Source organism: Pseudomonas sp. Marseille-Q1929, assembly GCF_017316265.1.
In the GTDB taxonomy this organism is placed as follows: Bacteria; Pseudomonadota; Gammaproteobacteria; order Pseudomonadales; family Pseudomonadaceae; genus Aquipseudomonas.
This window is the reverse complement of sequence record NZ_JAFLWU010000004.1, coordinates 79797-99819: the sequence shown is the minus strand read 5'-3', so window position 1 is coordinate 99819 and position 20023 is coordinate 79797. Positions and strand designations below refer to the sequence as shown.

Here is a 20023-nt window from a genome sequence, read left to right as displayed (position 1 = left end):
GGGCAAGCCCGCTCCCACATTTTCTAACCTCATTCGGCCTGTTGCTCAGCCTTTGGTTCGCGGATCTTGTACCAAGCCACATACAGCGCCGGCAGGAACAACAACGTCAACAACGTGGCAATGATGATCCCGCCAATCATCGCGTACGCCATCGGCCCCCAGAACACTTCGCGGGCGATGGGGATCATGCCCAGGCTCGCCGCTGCCGCCGTCAGCAGGATCGGTCGTCGGCGGTGCTCGGTGGCTTGCACCACCGCATCCCACGGTGAATAACCGGCCACTTCGTACTCGTCGATCTGCGTCACCAGGATCACCGAGTTGCGGATGATGATGCCGATCAGCGCGAGGATGCCAAGGATCGCCACAAAGCCCATGGGCGTGCCCGTGGGAATCAGCGCCAGGACCACGCCGATCAGCCCCAGCGGCGCGACGCTGGCCACCAGGAACATCTTCTGCACGCTGTGCAGCTGGATCATCAGGAACGTCGCCATCAGGAACAGCATCAGCGGCACCACGCTGGCAATCGGGCCCTGGGCCTTGCCGCTTTCTTCCACGGTGCCGCCGGTGGCGACCTTGTAGCCCACCGGCAAATCGGCGTTGAATTTGTCGATAGTCGGGGCCAGCTGTTTCACCAGATCCGTCGGCTGCATCTCATCGCGCACCGACGCCTTGATGGTGATGGTCGGCTTGCGGTCACGACGCCAGACCAGCGGCTGCTCCAGCTCATAACGCACCGTGGCAAACGCCAGCAGCGGGATCGACGTGCCGTTGGGCGTGACAATCTGCAAGTTCTGCAAGGTTTCCGGCGTGCCGCGCTCGGCGTCTTCGGCGCGGCCGACCACGTTGATCAGGTAGATATCGTCATGCACCTGGGTCACCGAGGCGCCGCTGACCACACTGTTCATCAACTGCGCGACGTCTTCCGACGACAACCCCAGTTGCCGCGCCTTGTCCTGGGCGATGTCCACCCGCAGCACTTTACCGGGCTCGTTCCAGTCGTAGATGATCTCGCCCAGGTGAGTGTTCTGGTCGAGCAACGTGGCCAGTTCGATGGCATGTTTGCGCACCTGGTCGATGTCCTTGCCGGACACCCGGTACTGGATCGGCCGCCCCACCGGCGGGCCCATTTCCAGCGGCTGCACATAGCTGCCGATGCCGACGAAGTCATCGCGCAGGCGCTTTTGCAGGCGCTTGATCAACTCGCCGCGTTCTTCCAGGCCTTTGCTGACGATCACCAGCTGTGCGTAGTAGGGGTTTTCCAGTTGCTGGTCCAGCGGCAGGTAGAAACGGATCGCGCCCTGGCCGATGTAGGTGCTCCAGCGCGCGATGTCCGGGTCGTCCTTGATGATCGCTTCGAGGCGGTCGACGGCCTTGCGCGTCTCGTTGATCGAGGCGTTTTGTGGCAGGTTCAGGTCGACGAGGATTTCCGGGCGGTCCGACGACGGGAAGAACTGGTTCTGCACGAACTGCATCGAGAACACCGACGCCACAAACAACGCCACGGTAATGCCGATGGCCCACCAGCGGTTGCGCATGGCCCAGAGCATGCCGCCGTTGAACGCACGACCGACCCGCCCAGGCTCCGCATCGTGGGGTTTGACCTTGGCGCTGAGGATATGCACGCCAATCACCGGCGCAAAGAGCACGGCCACCACCCACGACACCAGCATCGCCACGGCAATCACGGCGAACAGGGTGAAGGTGTATTCGCCCGCCGAGCTGGCGTTGAGGCCAATCGGCACGAAGCCGGCGACCGTGACCAAGGTGCCGGTGAGCATCGGGAACGCTGTGGAGGTATAGGCGTAGGTCGCCGCCTGTTCCTTGGTTTCGCCTTTTTCCAGGCGCGTGATCATCATCTCCACGGTGATCATGGCGTCGTCCACCAACAGGCCGAGGGCGATGATCAACGCGCCCAGCGACACGCGCTGCATGGTGATGCCGCTGTATTCCATGAACACGAATACCAGCGCCAGCACCAGCGGGATCGAGCACGCCACCACCAGCCCGGCACGCAGGCCGAGGCTGATAAAGCTCACCACCAGCACGATGATCACCGCTTCAAACAGCGCGCTGGTGAAGCCGCCGACGGCCTCTTCCACCACTTCCGCCTGGTCGGACACCTTGTGCACGCCAACGCCCACCGGCAGGTCGGCGGTCAGCTCGTCCATGCGCTCATGCAGGGCCTTGCCGAACGCCTGGATATTGCCGCCCTTCTGCATGGCAATGGCCAAGCCAATCGCCGGCGTGCCGTTGAAACGGAACATCGGCCGCGCCGGGTCGACGTAGCCACGGCTGATCTCGGCGATGTCTGCCAGCCGATAGAAACGGTCATTGAGCCGCAGGTTGACGTCGGCCAGGTCTTTTTCCGAGGCGAACTGCCCGGACGTGCGCACCGAAATCCGCTCCGGCCCGGCCTCGATCACCCCGGCGGGCGTCACCGCGTTCTGCGATTGCAGGCTTTGCACGACCTGGCGCTGATCAATGCCCAGCGCGGCCAGTTTGCGCGTGGAGAAGTTCAGGTAAATCACTTCATCCTGCTGGCCGATCATCTCGACCTTGCCCAGCCCCGGCACCGAGCGGATCTCGGCGCGCACCTGCTCCACGTAGTCGCGCAACTGGCGCATCGACAGGCCGTCGCCGGTAAAGGCGTACACCGAGCCAAACACGTCACCGAACTCATCGTTGAACGACGGCCCCTGCAACCCCTGGGGGAAGCTGCCGCGAATATCGTCGATCTTCTTGTGCACCAGGTACCAGATGTGGGGGATGTCCTTGGCGCTGGTGGTGTCCTTCAAGAACACAAACACCGTGGACTCACCGGGCCGGGTGTAGCTTTTCACGTAGTCGAGGGAGTCCAGCTCTTCGAGTTTTTTCTCGATGCGGTCGGTGACCTGCTTGAGGGTTTCTTCCTGGGTCGCACCGGGCCAGCGGGTCTGGATCACCATGGTCTTGATGGTGAAGGACGGATCTTCCTCGCGGCCCAGGTTCATGTAGGAAAACACGCCCATCAGCAGCGCGACGAACATCAGGTACCAGACGAAGGACTGATGCTTGAGGGCCCAGTCGGATAAGTTGAAGCTGCCTTTCATCGCGGGCTGTCCTCGTCGATTTTGACTGTCTGCCCGGGTTTCAGGCTGTTCACGCCGGCGGTGACGATGCGCTCGCCGGGTTTGACGCCGCCGTTGAGCACGGCGCTGCTGGCATCACGGCTGATGACGGTGATGTCACGCGGTTGCACGGTGCGGCTTTGGGTGTCGAGCAGCCAGATGCGGGTCTTGCCATCGAACTCCTGCAACGCGCTCAGGGGTACTTCGATGCGTGGCGCGATGGCGGTGCTCAAGGTCACGCTGATCGCCGTGCCCAGGCGGAACGCAGGCGGCGTCTCGGCCAAGGTCAGGCGCGCACGACGGGTGCGTGTGGCGCTTTGCGCCTGGGGTTCGATCTCGCGCACGATGGCGGTAGTGTGCACGCTCGGGTCGAGTTGCCCGGCGACCAGGAACACCACGTCAGGGGGCAGCCGCTCGGCCAGGCCGGCCGGCAGGTCGATCACCGCTTCCTTGATGTCCGGGCGGGCCAGGGTCACCACTTGCTGGCCGGCGCTGACCACCTGGCCGGCTTCGGCATTCCAGGCGGTGACGATGCCGGCGTGGTCGGTGCGCAGTTCGGCGTAGTTGAGCTGGTCCTTGGCCTGGTTGACCGCCGCCTGGGCCTGGTCCAGGGACGCCTGGGTGGTTTTCAGGTCGGTCTGGGCAATGTCCAGCTGGGCCTGGGCGCCGACGCCACGGTTGAACAGTTCCTGCTGGCGGCGCGCGTTGGCCTGGGCGTTGATGAATTGCGCCTGGACCTTGGCCAGGTCGCCCTGGGCCGCGCGCAGCTGGTTTTGCTGGTCGGTGGGGTCGAGCACCGCGAGCAAGGCGCCCTGCTCCACTTCGGCGCCCACATCCACCGCACGCCGGGCGATACGCCCGGGCACGCGGAAACCCAGGTTGCTTTCATAGCGCGCCTGGATCGTGCCGGCGAAGCGGCCGAGATTGGCCTGGTCCTCCGCTTTCACTTCCATGGACAACACCGGGCGCACTTGTTCGGGCGGCGCCTCTTCCTTGGAGCACGCCGCGAGCAACAGGCTGGCAGTGAGCAAAACCGTCAGGCGCTTCATGGCTGGGCTCCTGGTTGGGCAATCTCGACCAGCATGCCGGGGTGGAGCAATTGCCCACCGGCCACCACGACTTTTTCGCCGCCCTTGAGGCCCTCGCTGATGATGACTTTACCGGTGAGGTAACGCGCCACGCTGACCTTGTGCAGCTGCGCCTTGCCGTCGCCGTCGATCAACCACACGGCGGGCTCGTTGAGGTCTTTGGTCAGGGCCGACCAGGGCAGCTCGATGCTCGGCTTGGCCGGGCCATTGGCGGTGGCGCTGACCACCGAGCCCAGTCGCATGCCCTTGGGCAACGCCTCCAGGGCAATCTTCACCTGCACGGTGCCGGTGTTGGCAGCCACGGCCGGGGTGACTTCGCGGACCTTGCCTTGGGCCTTGATGCTGGGGTTATCCAGCAGGCTCACGGTAATCGGCGCGTCGGGCGGTGGCTCCACCAGCAGCGACTCGTAAACGTTGAACACCGCATCGCGTTCGCCATCCTGGGCCAGGCTGAAGATCGGCACGGTGGCCTGCACCACCTGGCCCACTTCGGCCTGGCGCGCAGTAATCACACCGGGGGCTTCGGCGATCAGCGCCGTGTAGCCGAGTTGCTCGCGGGCGTTGGCCAATTGCGCCTGGGCAGCGGCCAGGGCGCTTTGGCTGCTGCGCAGTGCGGCCTGGGCGGCGTCGTATTCGCTGCGGCTGGTGTAGCCCTTGGGCAGGAGTTTTTCCTGGCGCACAAAGGCCGCCGCCGTTTGCTTGACCCGTGCCTGTTCGGCCACGACCTGGGCCAGGGCGGAATCGACATTGGTCTGCAAATCCTTGGGATCGAGCTTGGCCAGCACTTGCTTGGCGCTGACGCGGTCACCCACATCGACCATGCGCTGGATGATCTTGCCGCCGACGCGAAAGGACAGGTCGGTTTGCACGCGGGCCTGGATGTCGCCGGTGAGGGTCACCGCCGCGGCGAAATCCGCCGGTTGCACGGTCTGCACAAAGACCCGTGAATGCTGCTTGGGCTCGGCCTTTTCCTGGCCACAACCGCTGAGCAGCGCCAGTAGGCCAAGTCCGAAAATACAGGTGCAAATACGACCGCCCATGCAGGCTCCTTTTGCGCGATGCGATATACCAAGTGTGTATGCGACTGTGAGCTTAGTTCAGGGTTCCTTATCTGCATGCAGGCTCCCATACTCCGAGGGTTCCCACACCGATTGAATGCCCATGCTCAAGACCCTCGCGGTGGCCAATTACCGCTCGATCAACCAATTGGTCGTGCCCCTGGACCGGCTGAACCTGATCACCGGCCCCAATGGCAGCGGCAAGTCCAACTTGTACCGCGCCTTGCGCCTGCTCGCCGAAACCGCCCAGGGCGGGGTGATCAATGCGCTGGCCCGTGAGGGCGGCCTGGATTCGACCTTCTGGGCCGGGCCAGAGACTATCAGCAAGCGCATGCGTGAGGGCGAGGTGCCGATACAAGCCACAACGCGCAACAGCGCCAAACGCCTGCGGCTCGGGTTCGCCGGCGAAGACTTCAGCTACGCCATCTCCATGGGGCTGCCTTCACCGGGTATCAGCTACTTTTACCTGGACCCCGAGATCAAAAAGGAATGCATCTGGGCCGGCCACCTCTATCGCCCGGCCAGCCTGCTGGTGCAGCGCTCCGGCCCCATGGTACGCGCCCGGGAGGGCCGCGCCTGGGATGTGCTGGCCCAACACACACCGACCTACCACAGCCTGTTCGATCAGGTCGGCAGCCTGCGTGGCTCGCCGGAGGTACTGATCCTGCGGGAAAACATCCGCGGTTGGCGTTTTTACGATCACTTTCGCAGCGATGTCGATGCCCCGGCGCGCCAGCCACAACTGGGCACGCGCACGCCGGTGCTGCACCACGACGGACGCGATCTGGCGGCAGCGTTGCAGACCATTCGCGAAATCGGCGACCACGAGGCTTTGCAGCGAGCGGTAAGCGACGCGTTCCCCGGCGCGCGCTTGAATATCGAGCCATTGGCGGGCGGGCGTTTTGCCCTTGAGTTCTACCAGGAAGGCTTGCTGCGGCCATTGTCGGCAGCGGAGTTATCGGACGGCACCTTGCGCTACCTGCTGCTGATCGCGGCGCTATTGACGCCACGGCCACCGACCATGATGGTGTTGAACGAGCCAGAAACCAGCCTGCATCCGGATCTGCTGCCGGCGTTAGCGCGCTTGATTATCCAGGTGTCCCGGCAGTGCCAGGTGTGGGTGGTGTCCCATGCCAGCCGCTTGATTGCGGCGTTGCAGCAGGATGAAGGGTGCAATTCAATTGTGCTGGAGAAGGTGTTGGGGGAGACGCGGATTGTGGGACAGGGGATTTTGGATGCGCCGGCGTGGCATTGGCCGCAATAGTGGGTGACTGGGAGGGCCTCATCGCGGGCAAGCCCGCTCCCACATTTGAACTGTGAATACCTTCAAATGTGGGAGCTGGCTTGCCTGCGATGGCTATTTCAGCCCTGCCACTTACCGCCTTCAACAATCACACTCTCAGGCTTGGTGTCATCGCTCAGCTCTTTACGCACATATTGGTCATACAGCTTGAGCAGGAACTTCTCCTCACCCAACTTCGCCAACTCGGCATTCACCCAGTCACGCAGTTCGATATTGCCCTTCTTCACCGCTGGCGCAATCGGTGCTTCATCACCGAGTTTCTCTTCCAGCACGCGGTAGCCCGGGTTCTGCTTGGCCCAGCTGAACAGCACCAGGTTGTCTTGCGCATAAGCATCACCACGGCCCGCCGACAGCGCTTGCAGCGACTCGGAGTTTTTCTCGAACTTGAGCAGTTTCCAGTCCGGATGGTTTTTGGTCAGCCAGATATCGGCGGTGGTGCCGGTGGTGACGATGGTGGTGCGCGTCGCCAGGTCATCCAGGCTTTTCACCACGCTGTCGTTGGGCACCAGGGCCTGCACCGCGACTTTCAGGTTGGGGTTGGTAAAGTCCACCGCTTCCTTGCGCTCTGGCGTCACGGTCATGTTGGCGAGGATCAGATCAACCTTGTCGCTTTGCAGGAACGGAATGCGGCTGGCCGGCTCGACGGCGACGAATTCGACTTTGTTTTCATCGCCCAGCAGGTCCTTGGCGAATTGGCGACCGATGTCGGTATCGAAGCCGACGTAGCGCCCGGCTTCGTTCACAAAGCCGAACGGCGGCTTGTCGGTGAACACGCCGACGATCAGCTTGTCGCGCGCCTTGATCTTATCGATGTAGCTCGCCGCAGCGGCGACGGGTTTGGCAGGCTCTTCGGCCTTTTTATCGCAGCCGGCCAATACAGCGACGGCCAACAGTGGCAGCAGTAGTTTTTTCATAGCAGCTCCAGTTCCTTGGTTTTCTTCGGCAGTGTTGAGACAAAGGAGAACTTCTCCAGGAACTGCTGCGCGCGTGCGGTCTGCGGGTTCGTAAAGAATGCCTCGGGGGTGTTGTGTTCGAGGATGCGACCGGCCTCCATAAACACCACGCGGTCGGCGACGGCGCGGGCGAAGGCCATTTCGTGGGTGACGATCAGCAGGGTCATGCCATCGCGGGCCAGGCCCTGGATCACTTCCAGCACTTCCTTGACCATTTCCGGGTCGAGGGCGGCGGTGACTTCGTCAAACAGCATGACTTGCGGGTTCATGCACAACGACCGGACGATGGCAATGCGTTGCTGTTGCCCGCCCGAGAGCTGGCGCGGGAAGGCGTCGCGCTTGTCGGCCAGACCGACGCGCTCCAGGAGTTTTTCGGCTTGCTCGCGGGCTTCGCGGGGTTCGCGTTTTTGCACTTTCAGCGGGCCGAGCAGGATGTTGTCGAGCACGCTCATGTGCGGAAACAGGTGGTAGCTCTGGAACACCATGCCGATGTCCTGGCGCACTTGGCGCCAGTCGGTGTGTTTATCCAGCAACTCTTTACCGGCGAAACGCAGGCTGCCGCTGTGGGCGACTTCCAGCCCGTTCAGGCAGCGCAGCAAGGTGCTTTTGCCACAGCCGCTGGGGCCGAGGATCACCACCACTTCGCCGCTTTGCACGCGCAGGTCGATGCCCTTGAGCACCTGCGCTTCGCCGAAATATTTATTGAAACCCTGGAACTCGATCAATGCACTCATGCTTGGGCCCAGCGCCGTTCCAGCACCTTGGAGGCGGCCGACAACGGGTAGCAGATAAAGAAGAAAAACAGGAACAGCACGCCGTAAATCAACACGGATTCGTAGGTGCGTTCGATGATTTGCTGGCCGACCTTGATCACGTCCACCACACCGATCAGCACCGCCAGGGAGCTGGTCTTGATGATGCGCGTGTAGACGTTGATGGTCGGCGGCGTCATGCGCTTGAGCGCCTGGGGCAGCAGCACGTAGCCGTACAATTGCGGGTCGGACAGGCCAATCGACAAGCCCGCCTCACGCTGGCCCCGGGGCAGCGAATGCAACGCGCCGCGCACCACTTCGCCGACTTCACTGGCGCCCCACAGCGACAGCACCAGCACCGCGCACCAGAAACTCGGGATGCTCAGGCCAAAGAAAATCGGCAGGCCGAAAAACAGCAGGTACAGCCACACCAGCACCGGGATCGCACGGAACAGCTCCAGGTACACCCGCAGCACCGCGTTGATCACTTTGTTATTCAAGGTGCGCAGCACGCCGTAGAGCACGCCACCGACGGTGCTGAAGGCGATGCTCAAGAAGGAAATCGACAGGGTTTGCGCAGCGCCCTTGCCCAGTTGCGGCAACGACACCCATAACAACTCAAGACCCGAACTGGCCATGCTGGAGCCTCCTTTCCAGGCGGCTGAGCAGCAGCGACAGCGGCAAGAACAGCAGCACACAGATCAGCGTCAGCACGGCGAGCATTTCGTAGGTCTTGTAGTACAGCGCGATGTAGCTCTTGGTGGTGTAGAGAATCTCCGGCACCGCCACGGCGGAAACCACGGTGGTTTCCTTGAGCAGGAAGATAAAGTTGGCGAACAGCGCCGGCAGGCTGAGGATGCCGGCCTGGGGCAGGATCACATGGCGCAGCAGCTGCCAGTCGGACAAGCCGATGGACTTGCCCGACTCGATCTGCGCCAGCGGCACCGCTTCCACACCGGCGCGCAGCACTTCGGTGAGGTAGGCGCCGCCGAGGAACGTCATGGTGATGATCGCCGCCCAGAACCCGGAGATATTGAAACCCAGGGCCGGCAGGGCGAAGTAGACGAAGAACAGTTGGATCAGCAGCGGTGTGTTGCGCGCCAATTCCACGTACAGCGCCACCAGGCGCGACAGGTACGGCGTGCGAAACACCAGCAGCGCGGCGTTGATCAGCGCCACCAGCAGCGAGGTGGCGATGGCGATCAGGCCCACTTGCAGCGTCACCCCCACGGCTTTCAGAAACGCCGGCAGGGTGGTGAGGATAAATGCGAAATCGAAGGTCATCGGCAGTCCAAAACACCGCAGGGGTAATGCGGCGTGCGCGGTTCGATCCGGCGTGGGTAACGTCGGGTAGCGCAGACTTTAAAGGTATAAAAACAAATATTTAAATACCTAAATAGCATATTGATATCACGCAAAAACCTAACTGCCGCAAACCCACACAAATCCCCTGTGGGAGCTGGCTTGCCTGCGATAGCGGTGTGTCAGATACAGATGTGCTGGCTGATACACCGCTATCGCAGGCAAGCCAGCTCCCACAGTTTTGACCGTATTCCAGGCCCAATAAAAAACGCCGACGCTGTAGAAGCCGTCGGCGTTGAAACCTTGAAGGGGGTTTTCAGCTACATCAGAACGCCGGCAATACCGCGCCGCTGTATTTCTTCTCGATGAAGGCTTTGACTTCCGGGCTGGTCAGGGCCTTGGACAGTTTCTGGATCGCATCGCTGTCCTTGTTGTCCGGGCGTGCCACCAGGTAGTTCACATAAGGAGAATCCGCACCTTCGATCAACAGCGCGTCTTTCGCTGGGTTCAGACCGGCTTCCAGGGCGTAGTTGGTGTTGATCAAGTCCAGGTCAACCTGGTCCAGCACGCGTGGCAACAGGGCCGATTCCAGCTCTTTGAACTTCAGGTTCTTCGGGTTGCTGGCGATGTCTTTCGGCGTAGCCAAGGCGTTTTTCGGGTCTTTCAGGGTGATCACACCCGCCTTTTGCAGCAGCAACAGGGCGCGGCCGCTGTTGGAGCCTTCGTTAGGGATGGCAACGGTGGCGCCATCTTTCAGCTCGGAGATGTTCTTGATCTTCTTCGAGTAGGCGCCGAACGGTTCAACGTGCACGCCGACCACGGTGGTCAGGTTGGTGCCTTTACCTTTGTTGAAGTTTTCCAGGTACGGCAGGGTCTGGAAGTAGTTGGCGTCCAGGCGCTTCTCGGCCACTTGTACGTTAGGTTGTACGTAGTCAGTGAAGACTTTGATCTGCAGGTCCACGCCTTCTTTGGCCAGGGTCGGCTTGATCAGCTCAAGGATCTCCGCGTGCGGGATCGGCGTGGCGGCAACCACCAGTTTCTCGTTGGCTTGGGCGAAGCTTGCAGTCAGGGCAGCCGCCAGCGCGGTAAACAACAGAACCTTTTTCATGCAGTGTCCTTAATTCCGGGGCGTCGGTGACGGCCGCTTGTTATGTGATGTGCCAGCGATGTGCTATCGCGGCGTGAAACGGACAATACCTAGATTTTTTATTCCCGAACAATATCTTTTATTCACTTTGATATTCCATTTTGCTCATGTAGCTGCTTTTTGAGATAGAAAGTTGCGCAAGGTTTCCTGCTCAGCCGGGCTGGCACTGTTGAAGATCCGCTGCACTTGCTCCAGCGGCGAGCCCACCACCGGCAAATTCAAATGCTCGGGCAGGATTTCGTCGCCACTGCTCACCAGCAACGCAAAGTGAATAACGTTCTCCAACTCACGGGTATTGCCCGGCCAGCTGTGCTGTTCCAGCACCTGTTGAGCTGCATCGCTAATCAACGGCACCGGCAAGTCCAGGCGCTGGCTGTAGATACCGAGGAAATATTCGGCCAGGGACAAGATATCGCCCACCCGCTCGCGCAGTGCCGGCAGTTCCAGCTGGCCTTCGCTCAGGTAATGAAACAGGCGCTCATGGAACTTGCCCGCCGCCACGGCCTGGGCCAGGTCGATGCTGGTGGCGGCGACCAGGCGCACGTCCACCGGGCTCGGCTGATGGGCGCCGACGCGGGTGACTTCGTGGTTTTCCAGGGCGGCGAGCAATTTGACCTGGATCGGCAGCGGCAAGTCGCCGATCTCGTCCAGGTACAAGGTGCCGCCATTGGCCGAACCAAACCAGCCGGCTCGGCTGCTGGCCGCGCCGCTGTGGCTGCCGGCGGCGTAACCGAACAGCTCGGCATCGGCATAAGTCGGGCTGATCGCGCCGCAGTTGACCGAGACAAACAAGCCGCCGCGATCGCTGCCACGGTGAATGTGCCGCGCCAGCAACTCCTTGCCGCTGCCGGTCTCGCCGCGAATCAACACGGGCAAGGCGCGCGGCGCGAGGCTTTCGAGGTCTTCGCGCAGTTGGCGCGAACGGGGGTCGACAAACACCAGCGCCTTGGCGCGGATGCTCAGCGGGCTTTTATCGGCGTCGGGAAAGGTCAGCAACGGCTGGCCGTAGGTTTCATGCAGACTCATGGCAGGCTCCCGCCCCGGCTCCACTCAGGGACGGGGCGTTGAAAAATATTCAGGCACTACGGCGGGCGTGGTGCTCAAGGCGGTTTTGCAGGCGATAGAGGTAGGCAAAACCCTGCTCCCAGCGCTGATGGCCGGACTTCACATTGATATGCCCGGCGCCCGAGAGGATGCCGGCTTCGGCACCCCACTGACGTGCCAACTCCAGGGCCCGTGGGGCGCTGACGGCACTGTCGTTGTCGGAGCTGACCACCTGGCTCGGAAACGGCAGCAGGTCGGTAGGAATCGGCGCGAAATTGCGCAGGGCCGGCGAGCAAGCAGGCCGTTCGACATCGGCCGGCGCCACCAGCAAGGCGCCACGCACCTGCCGCAAGAACTGCACGGGGGCCGTCGCCGCCCAATGCGCCACGGTGATGCAACCCAGGCTATGGGCGATCAGGATCACCGGCGTGCTGTCGGCGGCGATGGCCTCGGCCAGCGCAGCCACCCAGTCTTCGCGGCGCGGCGTCAGCCAATCGGCCTGCTCCACGCGGGCGCTGTTGGGCAGGCTGTTCTGCCAGTGACTTTGCCAATGATCTTCTGGCGATCCTTGCCAGCCCGGCACGATCAGATAACGAATCGACTCGCTGTGCATGGGTGTGCCCTCCTGCAGCGTTTAACGTTGTAGGACAGTATAGGGACGGGTTTTATATTCGTTAAGGAATAAGAAGCTATTTATTAATAACTAAAAACTCATACCCCCTACTCGCTCCGCCACCCACGGGTGCAGCTTGCGCGAACCCGGCACCTGAGTTCCGGGGGCAAAAACGCCCGAAGATGCACGCCGACTCAGCGAGAATGGCGCATGGAATGCTCTGCTCCGATGTCGACTCCAAATTTCCGGTCCATGGGCAGGTAGTATTCCTGTGCTTGTTGCAACTTTCGGCTGTAGTCCTCGGGCGCTACCAGCCGCCCACTCAGTACCTCAGACAAATCGTCGAGCACAGGGAAAAGCCCATACTTTTCTTGTTTAAGGACGTCATTGAACATGACAGGACCTGTCACCTCAAAAATTTTCTTCTCATAGGCCTTGTATGCATCCAACTCGGCCGTAGTCGGGTTTTCTCCGATGAAGGGCCGATTGGCATCCAACCAACTTTTGTTGGCTTTAAAACGCCGATCGATCTCCTCGAGAATTTTGTCAAATACCGGGTTATCCGCGTGGCTCGCAAAGTTGCTGGTATTAAACCCGGCAAAATCAGCCTGCGCGTAGGTAACAGGAGAATTCAACAAGACATCGTTGGGTGTAGCCGTGAGAGAGACTTCACCTACGCCATGGGTGAGTGCATCGTCCGTATCCAAATAAATACCACCGTAGCGTTTTATCAATACCGCACGCATGACATCTGACGACGCGGCCAGATTCTGCCCTTGCCCTGATCGAAAGTATTGATACAGCTCAGCATATTCCCCAGCGTTTAACTCACGAAAAACTTCATCTGTTTTTATGTCGTGCACTTCAAGACCACCCACCTTGTGATCCAGGGCGTCTTTCACCGCGGAAAAAACACTCTGGTTATTGGCATCAACATGCACAATGGATTTGTAACCGGGGCTTTTACGAGCGTTCTCCATTATATTTTTTACGAGTTGATCGGGCATTTCATTTCCAGCCCAAAAATAATGTATTACCTTGGGTATTTCCGTAGCGTTCGACGGCACTGACGGCAATACAGGCAGCGTTACAACCTTGTTTTCAACCGACGGCAGCCTCTTCTCGGCACTGGCCAACAGCTGCGTTTTTGTACCCGACTTCCATTCACCCTTGACTTCTCGCCAATAAAAAATATCCGCCGGAGTACCGTCTAACGCGAGCCCTCGCCATGCGCCGGCCTCCAAGTCATAAATCGCGGGGGCCAAATACCCATCTACAGCCACCGCGTACGTTGCCGATTTTGAAACCACCACATCATCCATGGGCATATCAAAACTTTTAAATAGAGTCGGTGCTTTAACAGGGCTCATGGGATAGCCAATCTGACCATTGACCCGTTGTGGTGCCCTGAAAAATGGCTGCGCCGTTTCATCGGTGGGGATTGAATGGGCAATCGCCTCGCTTTCCGGTTTCAATGCCCCGGCAAGCGCGCCGCTTCCATGCGCCACCACGGGTGGTACCGCGTTCAATACGCCAAACACAATACGGTCGGCTCCCGTGGATTTGCCCTTGGCTACATCGTCAATGCCAATGGTTGTTTCGGTGATACCCGCCCCCAGGTAGAACACATCCACCGCTAACGCAACCTCCGGCATGACAAGCGCCAATGGCGTCATGAACAGCGCCACTTTTGCGGCTTCCTCCACGCCTTGGGTGATCTTCGCCTTTGTATAATCACTGTCACTGACAATCGCATTGTCTGCGTCCGAGAAAGACCGCGCCTTTTGCAGAGCCATGACCTCCTGAAACGGGTCGCCGGTCAACGGAGCCACTTTGATGTATCGTTCGGGCAACCACGCATTGATCTTGGAAGGGCTGAACTCTTGCGCTTCCTGCGCCGTGGACCAGGCACCCAAGCCTTGCAAGGACTGGTGTACGCCGTCGGAAAAAGTCTTGTCTGCCTGGTCCTCAAGGGAGAAGTGCGTCATGAGCGCAGCGCGCTTGATCGGATCGGCGGCCTGCTTGGCCAACCACACCCCCATTTGCTGAGGATTATCAAAACGGTGCAGGGGCGAAGAGTTGCCGGGCACATACAACAATGTCAGCTGTGTTTTCTTGTCCGTCACACACAGCAAATCTGTCGACTTCATACCGTTTACGCTGACCAGGCCGATGTCCAGGTCCGGGTCCTGCAACGTGCGCTTCTCAAAGTCTTGAACGCTCAGTTCAGGCCATGGCTTCTTGGCAAAGGGCCCCATTGCACGCTGGGCCAGGTCTACCGCCTCCGGGTCCAGGCTCCCCTCCAGGCTCTGGAACTTGATGGCCTTGACGAAAGCCATCCGGCTCAGGGTCGTATAGGCGTCGGATTGCTTCTCCCAAAAAGTGCTGAGGGCATTTTTGTATAGCTCGGTCCGGTCTGTATCCCAAACCAGGGTTTTTAAGTCGGCGACGGGTATGTCGACACGCGTGGACTCACTGTAGGGCTGAACCGCCGCAGATGCCGGATCATGATAGATGCCTTGTTCGGCGCGCGAAGACTCAACCACCTCCTCCACTTTGTTGTAAGCAAATATCAGGGGTGAAACGTATTGGCCGAACTTCTGAAGCCAGTTCTTATGATCTTCAACCGGCACCCCCTGAAGATTTTTCAACGCTGCCTGAGTCAGTGTCACTTTTTCTACAACATCTTTTTCAGTACGCCCCGAATCCTTGAATGTCACCAGGTATGTTTTATCCGGATCAATAGTTAAACCCCAACGTTGATTGATTTTACTTGCGAGGATTTTTGATATTTCGCTTTCTGGTGTCATTTGCCTGAAAGCATGCGACTTCAGATAAGACTCGATTCGGTCATTTTTCCCCAACGGCGGCTGGTCGGGCACTGTCGAAAGGGATGTCTGAGGGACAGTTGATGAATGAGCGGGCGCTTCAGAAGATGGGGTCACATCTTCATGACTGGGGGGATTGTTGGTTTTTTTGTCTTCAATGACGGGCGTGGTCAACAAACTGACAAGATCAACGGGAAACCGAATGGCCATCTAATTTTTCCTTCCATTAAATCACTATGTACCCCTCCAAAAAATAATAAAACTTCCGACAATTCGCACGCTCGGAAACACTAAAAAACAACAGTAAATCTTACAGACAGCACCGTATTCAGCTACATATTCACATACATTTCGAGAATAAAAAAAGGCCGCACCCTGCCAAGGAGACGGCCAAAAAATTGTCGAGGCTTTGTTGCAACTAACGAGCGGTAATCACCGACAACTTGGTAATCCCCGCGCGTTCGATAGACGCCATGGCTCGCGCCACTTCTCCGTAGTTCACACCATCGTCAGCCTGCAGTTGCACCCGCACATCGGGGTCCTTGGCCTTGGCCGCCTGCAGGTTGAACTCCAGCAGGTTCGGCTGGATTTCGTCCTTGTTGATAAACACTTTGCCGGCGCCGTCGATGCTCACCACCAGCGGGTCCTTCTGCTCCACCGGGGCCACGGCCTCGGTCTTGGGCAGGTTGATCGGGATCGCGTTGGTCAGCAGCGGCGCGGTGACGATAAACACCACCAGCAGTACCAGCATCACGTCCACCAGCGGCGTGACGTTGATCTCGCTCAGCACCTCATCACTGTCTTGCGTGGAGAAGGCCATATCAGGACGCCTCCTTCACTTTTTGCGGGGTGCCGGCCGCAGTTTTGTTCAGCGCCGGGTGCAGCAGCACGCGGAACGAATTTTTCTGCGCGAGGCTGTAGAAGTCGTGGGCGAAGTCGTCGAGGTCGGCAGCGGTGAGCTTGAGGCGACGCAGGAAGTAGTTGTAGACCAGCACCGCCGGCACCGCGACGGCAATACCAACGCCCGTTGCAACCAGCGCGGCACCAATCGGCCCGGCCACGGTTTCGAGGCTGGCGGAGCCGGCGGCGCTGATGCCTTTGAGGGCTTCCATGATGCCCCACACGGTGCCGAACAGGCCGATAAACGGCGAGGTGCTGCCGATACTGGCGACCACGGCCAAGCCGGTTTCCAGGGAGCGACGCTCACGTACGATCTGCTGGCGCAGGGCGCGTTCGAGGCGGTCCTGGTGGTTGATGGCCTGGCTCAAATCCGCTGCGTGAGGGGTGTCACCAACCTGGATCGCCGCATAACCGGCCTGGGCCACACGAGCAGCGGCGCCAGGTTGGGTCTCTGCCAGCTCGGCGGCCGAGTCGAGACTCGACGCCGCCCAGAACTGTTTGTGGAACTTGCGATCCTGCGCCTTGAGGCGACCGAACTGCACGCCCTTCAACAGCGCCAGGCCCCAGGTCGCGACCGAAAAGACCACCAGCAGCCAGATCACCGCGCTTTCGATGGATTCAAGTGGAGATGCTAATGCCATGATGTGTTCCCTCTGTGCAGGTCGCGGCGTGTGAGACACACCGCAGCCGAATAGTTAGTGAATCTTGAAATCGATCGGGACGCTGACCCAGCCGTTCTGGGCCACGTCGCCCTGCTTGGCCGGCACAAAGCTCCAGCGTTTCACTGCGGCCAGCGCGGCGTCGTCGAGTTGCTGGCGACCGCTGCTTTTCTGGATCTGGATCTCGCCTGGCTTGCCGCTGGCCAGCACCTGCACCCGCAGCAACACCGTGCCTTCCCAGCCCCGGCGCTGGGCCAGTGACGGGTATTCGGGCGCCGGGTTCTTCAAGTACGCGGCGTTGGCCGAGGCCGGTGTGACCGGGGCCGGCGCCGGTGGAGCAGGCGGCGCAGGCGGTGCGGGTGTCGGTGGCGTGGGAGGTTGCTCGACCGGCTTCGGGGCGGGCTTGGGCTCAGGCTTCGGCACGGGCTTTGGCTTGGGTTTTGGAATCGGTTTTGGCGGCGCCGGCTTGGCGGCCAACTCATCCACTACCGGCGGCGGTGGCTCGACCACGGGCGGCGGCGGTGGTGGCGGCACGGGCGGTGGCGGTTCAACCACCGGCGGCGCCGGCTGGGAAAATTCGATGGTCATCGGCGGAATTTCCGGCGGCACGATCGGCAGCACCGGCGTGGGCTTCTGCGCCACCCAGTAGATCACCGCACCGTGCAGGGCCAGCACCAGCAGGCCCAGCAGAATCCCTTCGCGCCGGCTGGAGAAACGCTTGGGGGTTTGCTGCGTTCGCAGTTGCCCCAACGGCGCGCGGTGCGGCCGCCCAAGGTCGACCAACTCACCACTCGGTGCCTGGCGCCATTGCGCCTCTTGTGCACTGGCGGCGGTCTGGACATTGCCCATTGATTCACTCCCTACGGTCTTGAAACCAAAAAACCGACGGGCCTGCATGGAAGGCCGTCGAGGGCTGAATCATCGGGGCCAGACGCTTATCTCTTAAAGTAATCTTTAAAGTTATACATAGATCTAAATTGAATAAACGAAACATTCAGAAACGCCAAGCCCACGTCTTCCGTGGCCTGGCGCCGAGGCGGTTTTTTTCAATGCTTTGCAGGCATACAAAATATTCCGCAAAGGCATTGATCAATAGGGGTTGTTTGCACACAAATCGAACAACTCGCTCTGCAAACACTGCCCCGCCGCGCCCAAGCCGCTGCGCGCATACAACGCCAGGCGCACGCCCTGCACCGCCGGCAAACCGCTGTCTTCGCCAAGGATCAGGTGCCCCGCCTGCACCACACGACGCGGCAACAAGCTGATCCCCAACCCCGCCGCCACCGCCGAGCACACACTGGCCAGGCTCGCGCTGGAGTAGCCAATGCGCCAGCGCCAGCCGCCCACTTCCAGGTGTTGCAGCATTTCATTGCGGTACAGCCCGCCCACCGGAAACGCCACCAACGGCAGCGGGTCACGGCCCAGGGACGGCGTGCTGCGGCTGTCCACCCAGCACAGCGGTTCCGGCCATGAGGCCAGGCAGTCGTCGCTGTCGCCCATTTGCTTGACCAGCAACACGTCGAATTCACCGCTGCGGTACTGGCGCTGCAACTCCGGGCCGAGGCCGCTGGTGACTTCCAGGCGCACCCGTGGATACGCCAGCACAAACGCCGACAACAAGGGCATCAGGCGCTCGGCGGCAAAGTCTTCCGGCACCCCGAGGCGCAACACGCCGTCGCTTTGCTGGTTGATCAACACATCGGCGGCCTCTTCATGCAGCGCCAGGATGCGCCGCGCGTAGGCCAGCAGGCGTTCACCCTCGGCGGTGGCGACCACATGGCGCTGGTCGCGGTCGAGCAACTGGCAGCCGGTAACGTCTTCCAGGCGGCGGATCTGCTGGCTCACGGTGGATTGGGTCAAGTGCAGGCGCTCGGCGGCGCGGGTGAAGTTGCCGCAATCCACCACGGCGACAAAACTGCGTAACAACACGGGATCGAACACGGCGCTCACCATTCCATTTGCCACTGGTTTTCATGGTTATATTTAATTTCAGAATACCTGCGTGGCTGGCCATACTCACGCCTCATTTACCTGCCGCAAGGGCGCTGCATGACCCTCAATAAATCCTTCGCCGGCTGGGGCCTGCTGATTGTGCTGGGCCTCAACCTGCGGCCGATCCTCAGTTCCATCAGCCCATTGCTCGGCGAGATTCGCCTGGCCACGGGCTTGAGTTTCCAGAGCAGCGCCCTGCTCACCAGCCTGCCGGTGATTTGCATGGGCTTGGTCGCGTTGGTCGGCGTGCGTGTCGAGGCGCAGTTGGGTGAACGGCGCGGCATCGCCCTGGGCCTGATGATGATCCTGCTGGCGTGCCTCGCCCGCTGGCTGATGGGCCAGGGCGCTGCGCTGCTGGTGACGGCGTTGCTGGGCGGTGCCGGTGTGGCGCTGATCCAGGCGCTGGTGCCGGCGATGATCAAGCGCGAATTCCAGCACCGCGTGCCGGTGGCGATGGGCGTGTACTCGGCCTCATTGATGGCCGGCGGTGGGCTCGCGGCGCTGCTCAGCCCGCTGGTGGCCACGCAGTTCGGCGATTGGCAGGCGGGCCTGGGCGTGTGGCTGTTGCCGGCGCTGGGCGCATTGTTGCTGTGGGCCTGGTTGCCACTGGGGGCGGAAAAAAGCGCCAAGGAGATCCCGGCGTTCAAGGGCCTGCGCAATCGCCGCGCGTGGTTGCTGGCGCTGTATTTCGGCCTGGTGAACTGCGGCTATATGAGCCTGGTGGCGTGGCTGCCGGCGTTTTATCAACAGTTGGGCTGGGGCGTGCTGCCCAGCGGTTCGTTGCTGGCGTTCATGACCATCTTCCAGGTGCTCGCGGCGCTGTTGATGCCGGTGCTGGCACAACGCGGGATCGACCGGCGGCCGTTACTCGGCATCAGCCTGTTGGCGCAAACCGTGGGTTATCTGGGCTTGATCATTGCGCCGCTGCAATTTCCCCATCTGTGGGTCGCGTTGTGTGGCTTTGGCCTCGGCGCGTGTTTTGCCCTGAGCCTGCTGCTGACCCTCGACCACCATCGCGACCCGCGCCAGGCCGGGCAACTGGCGGCCTTTGTGCAGGGCGTGGGCTTCTTGATCAATGCCGTGTCGCCGTGGATGACCGGCTGGCTGCGCGAACTCACCGGCAACTTTGTCAGCGCCTGGGTGGTGCTGGCCGTCACCGCCGTGGCGATGCTGGTGGTCACACGGGTATTCAGCCCGGCGACCTACCGCACGGCGCCCGCTCTATAGTTATGCGTTTAAGATCTAGATAAAACAAACATGCTTCATTGACGGAATAA

Annotated in this window: 17 protein-coding genes; 2 read left to right on the top strand and 15 right to left on the bottom strand. The window is 60.8% G+C overall.

Going from position 1 to position 20023, the window contains the following annotated elements:
* Positions 1-29: 29 nt before the first annotated feature.
* From J1G37_RS07910 to J1G37_RS07900, 3 genes are read right to left on the bottom strand one after another with little or no spacing between them, the layout of a single operon-like run.
* Positions 30-3089 carry an efflux RND transporter permease subunit gene (locus J1G37_RS07910; RefSeq protein ID WP_207040947.1) on the bottom strand — a complete coding sequence of 1020 codons (3060 nt, stop codon included), beginning with the start codon at positions 3087-3089 and terminating at the stop codon, positions 30-32.
* Positions 3086-4156, bottom strand: a complete 1071-nt coding sequence (locus J1G37_RS07905; RefSeq protein WP_207040945.1) for an efflux RND transporter periplasmic adaptor subunit — start codon at positions 4154-4156, stop codon at positions 3086-3088. The genes J1G37_RS07910 and J1G37_RS07905 overlap by 4 nt, the downstream gene beginning before the upstream one ends.
* Positions 4153-5235: an efflux RND transporter periplasmic adaptor subunit gene (locus J1G37_RS07900; RefSeq protein WP_207040943.1), complete on the bottom strand. Its 1083-nt coding sequence runs from the start codon at positions 5233-5235 to the stop codon at positions 4153-4155. The genes J1G37_RS07905 and J1G37_RS07900 overlap by 4 nt, the downstream gene beginning before the upstream one ends.
* Before the next feature lie 121 nt (positions 5236-5356).
* On the opposite strand from J1G37_RS07900, the gene J1G37_RS07895 reads away from it, so the two are divergent.
* On the top strand, positions 5357-6517 hold the full coding sequence (locus J1G37_RS07895; RefSeq protein WP_207040941.1) for an AAA family ATPase: 1161 nt from the start codon (positions 5357-5359) through the stop codon (positions 6515-6517).
* 98 nt (positions 6518-6615) lie between these two features.
* On the opposite strand, the gene J1G37_RS07890 is transcribed toward J1G37_RS07895, so the two are convergent.
* The 12 genes from J1G37_RS07890 to J1G37_RS07835 form a co-directional block, all read right to left on the bottom strand.
* Complete coding sequence (locus tag J1G37_RS07890; protein WP_207040940.1) at positions 6616-7470, bottom strand: transporter substrate-binding domain-containing protein; 855 nt, start codon at positions 7468-7470, stop codon at positions 6616-6618.
* Positions 7467-8243, bottom strand: coding sequence for an amino acid ABC transporter ATP-binding protein (locus J1G37_RS07885; RefSeq protein ID WP_207040938.1), 777 nt, complete (start codon positions 8241-8243; stop codon positions 7467-7469). Before J1G37_RS07885 ends, J1G37_RS07890 begins: the two co-directional genes overlap by 4 nt.
* Positions 8240-8899, bottom strand: a complete 660-nt coding sequence (locus J1G37_RS07880) for an amino acid ABC transporter permease (protein WP_017736877.1) — start codon at positions 8897-8899, stop codon at positions 8240-8242. Before J1G37_RS07880 ends, J1G37_RS07885 begins: the two co-directional genes overlap by 4 nt.
* Positions 8880-9545: an amino acid ABC transporter permease gene (locus J1G37_RS07875; RefSeq protein ID WP_017736876.1), complete on the bottom strand. Its 666-nt coding sequence runs from the start codon at positions 9543-9545 to the stop codon at positions 8880-8882. Before J1G37_RS07875 ends, J1G37_RS07880 begins: the two co-directional genes overlap by 20 nt.
* A gap of 343 nt (positions 9546-9888) precedes the next feature.
* Complete coding sequence (locus J1G37_RS07870) at positions 9889-10671, bottom strand: MetQ/NlpA family ABC transporter substrate-binding protein (protein ID WP_017736875.1); 783 nt, start codon at positions 10669-10671, stop codon at positions 9889-9891.
* 144 nt (positions 10672-10815) lie between these two features.
* Positions 10816-11736 carry a sigma 54-interacting transcriptional regulator gene (locus tag J1G37_RS07865; protein ID WP_207040936.1) on the bottom strand — a complete coding sequence of 307 codons (921 nt, stop codon included), beginning with the start codon at positions 11734-11736 and terminating at the stop codon, positions 10816-10818.
* A 49-nt stretch (positions 11737-11785) separates the two neighbouring features.
* The gene (locus J1G37_RS07860) at positions 11786-12367 is read right to left on the bottom strand and encodes an alpha/beta hydrolase (RefSeq protein ID WP_124526238.1); all 582 of its coding nucleotides are present in this window, start codon (positions 12365-12367) and stop codon (positions 11786-11788) included.
* A 194-nt stretch (positions 12368-12561) separates the two neighbouring features.
* Complete coding sequence (locus J1G37_RS07855) at positions 12562-15405, bottom strand: DUF6543 domain-containing protein (RefSeq protein WP_207040934.1); 2844 nt, start codon at positions 15403-15405, stop codon at positions 12562-12564.
* Positions 15406-15613: 208 nt separating this feature from the next.
* The gene (locus tag J1G37_RS07850) at positions 15614-16015 is read right to left on the bottom strand and encodes a biopolymer transporter ExbD (protein WP_159932397.1); all 402 of its coding nucleotides are present in this window, start codon (positions 16013-16015) and stop codon (positions 15614-15616) included.
* Between the two features lies 1 nt (position 16016).
* Positions 16017-16739 (bottom strand): MotA/TolQ/ExbB proton channel family protein, encoded by a 723-nt coding sequence (locus J1G37_RS07845; protein WP_085986520.1) that lies wholly within the window; start codon positions 16737-16739, stop codon positions 16017-16019.
* 51 nt (positions 16740-16790) lie between these two features.
* Complete coding sequence (locus J1G37_RS07840; RefSeq protein ID WP_207040932.1) at positions 16791-17603, bottom strand: energy transducer TonB; 813 nt, start codon at positions 17601-17603, stop codon at positions 16791-16793.
* 240 nt (positions 17604-17843) lie between these two features.
* Positions 17844-18707 carry a LysR family transcriptional regulator gene (locus J1G37_RS07835; protein WP_207040930.1) on the bottom strand — a complete coding sequence of 288 codons (864 nt, stop codon included), beginning with the start codon at positions 18705-18707 and terminating at the stop codon, positions 17844-17846.
* Positions 18708-18803: 96 nt separating this feature from the next.
* Between J1G37_RS07835 and J1G37_RS07830 the strand changes: the two genes are divergently transcribed.
* Positions 18804-19973 carry a CynX/NimT family MFS transporter gene (locus J1G37_RS07830; protein ID WP_207040928.1) on the top strand — a complete coding sequence of 390 codons (1170 nt, stop codon included), beginning with the start codon at positions 18804-18806 and terminating at the stop codon, positions 19971-19973.
* The last annotated feature ends 50 nt before the right edge of the window (positions 19974-20023 follow it).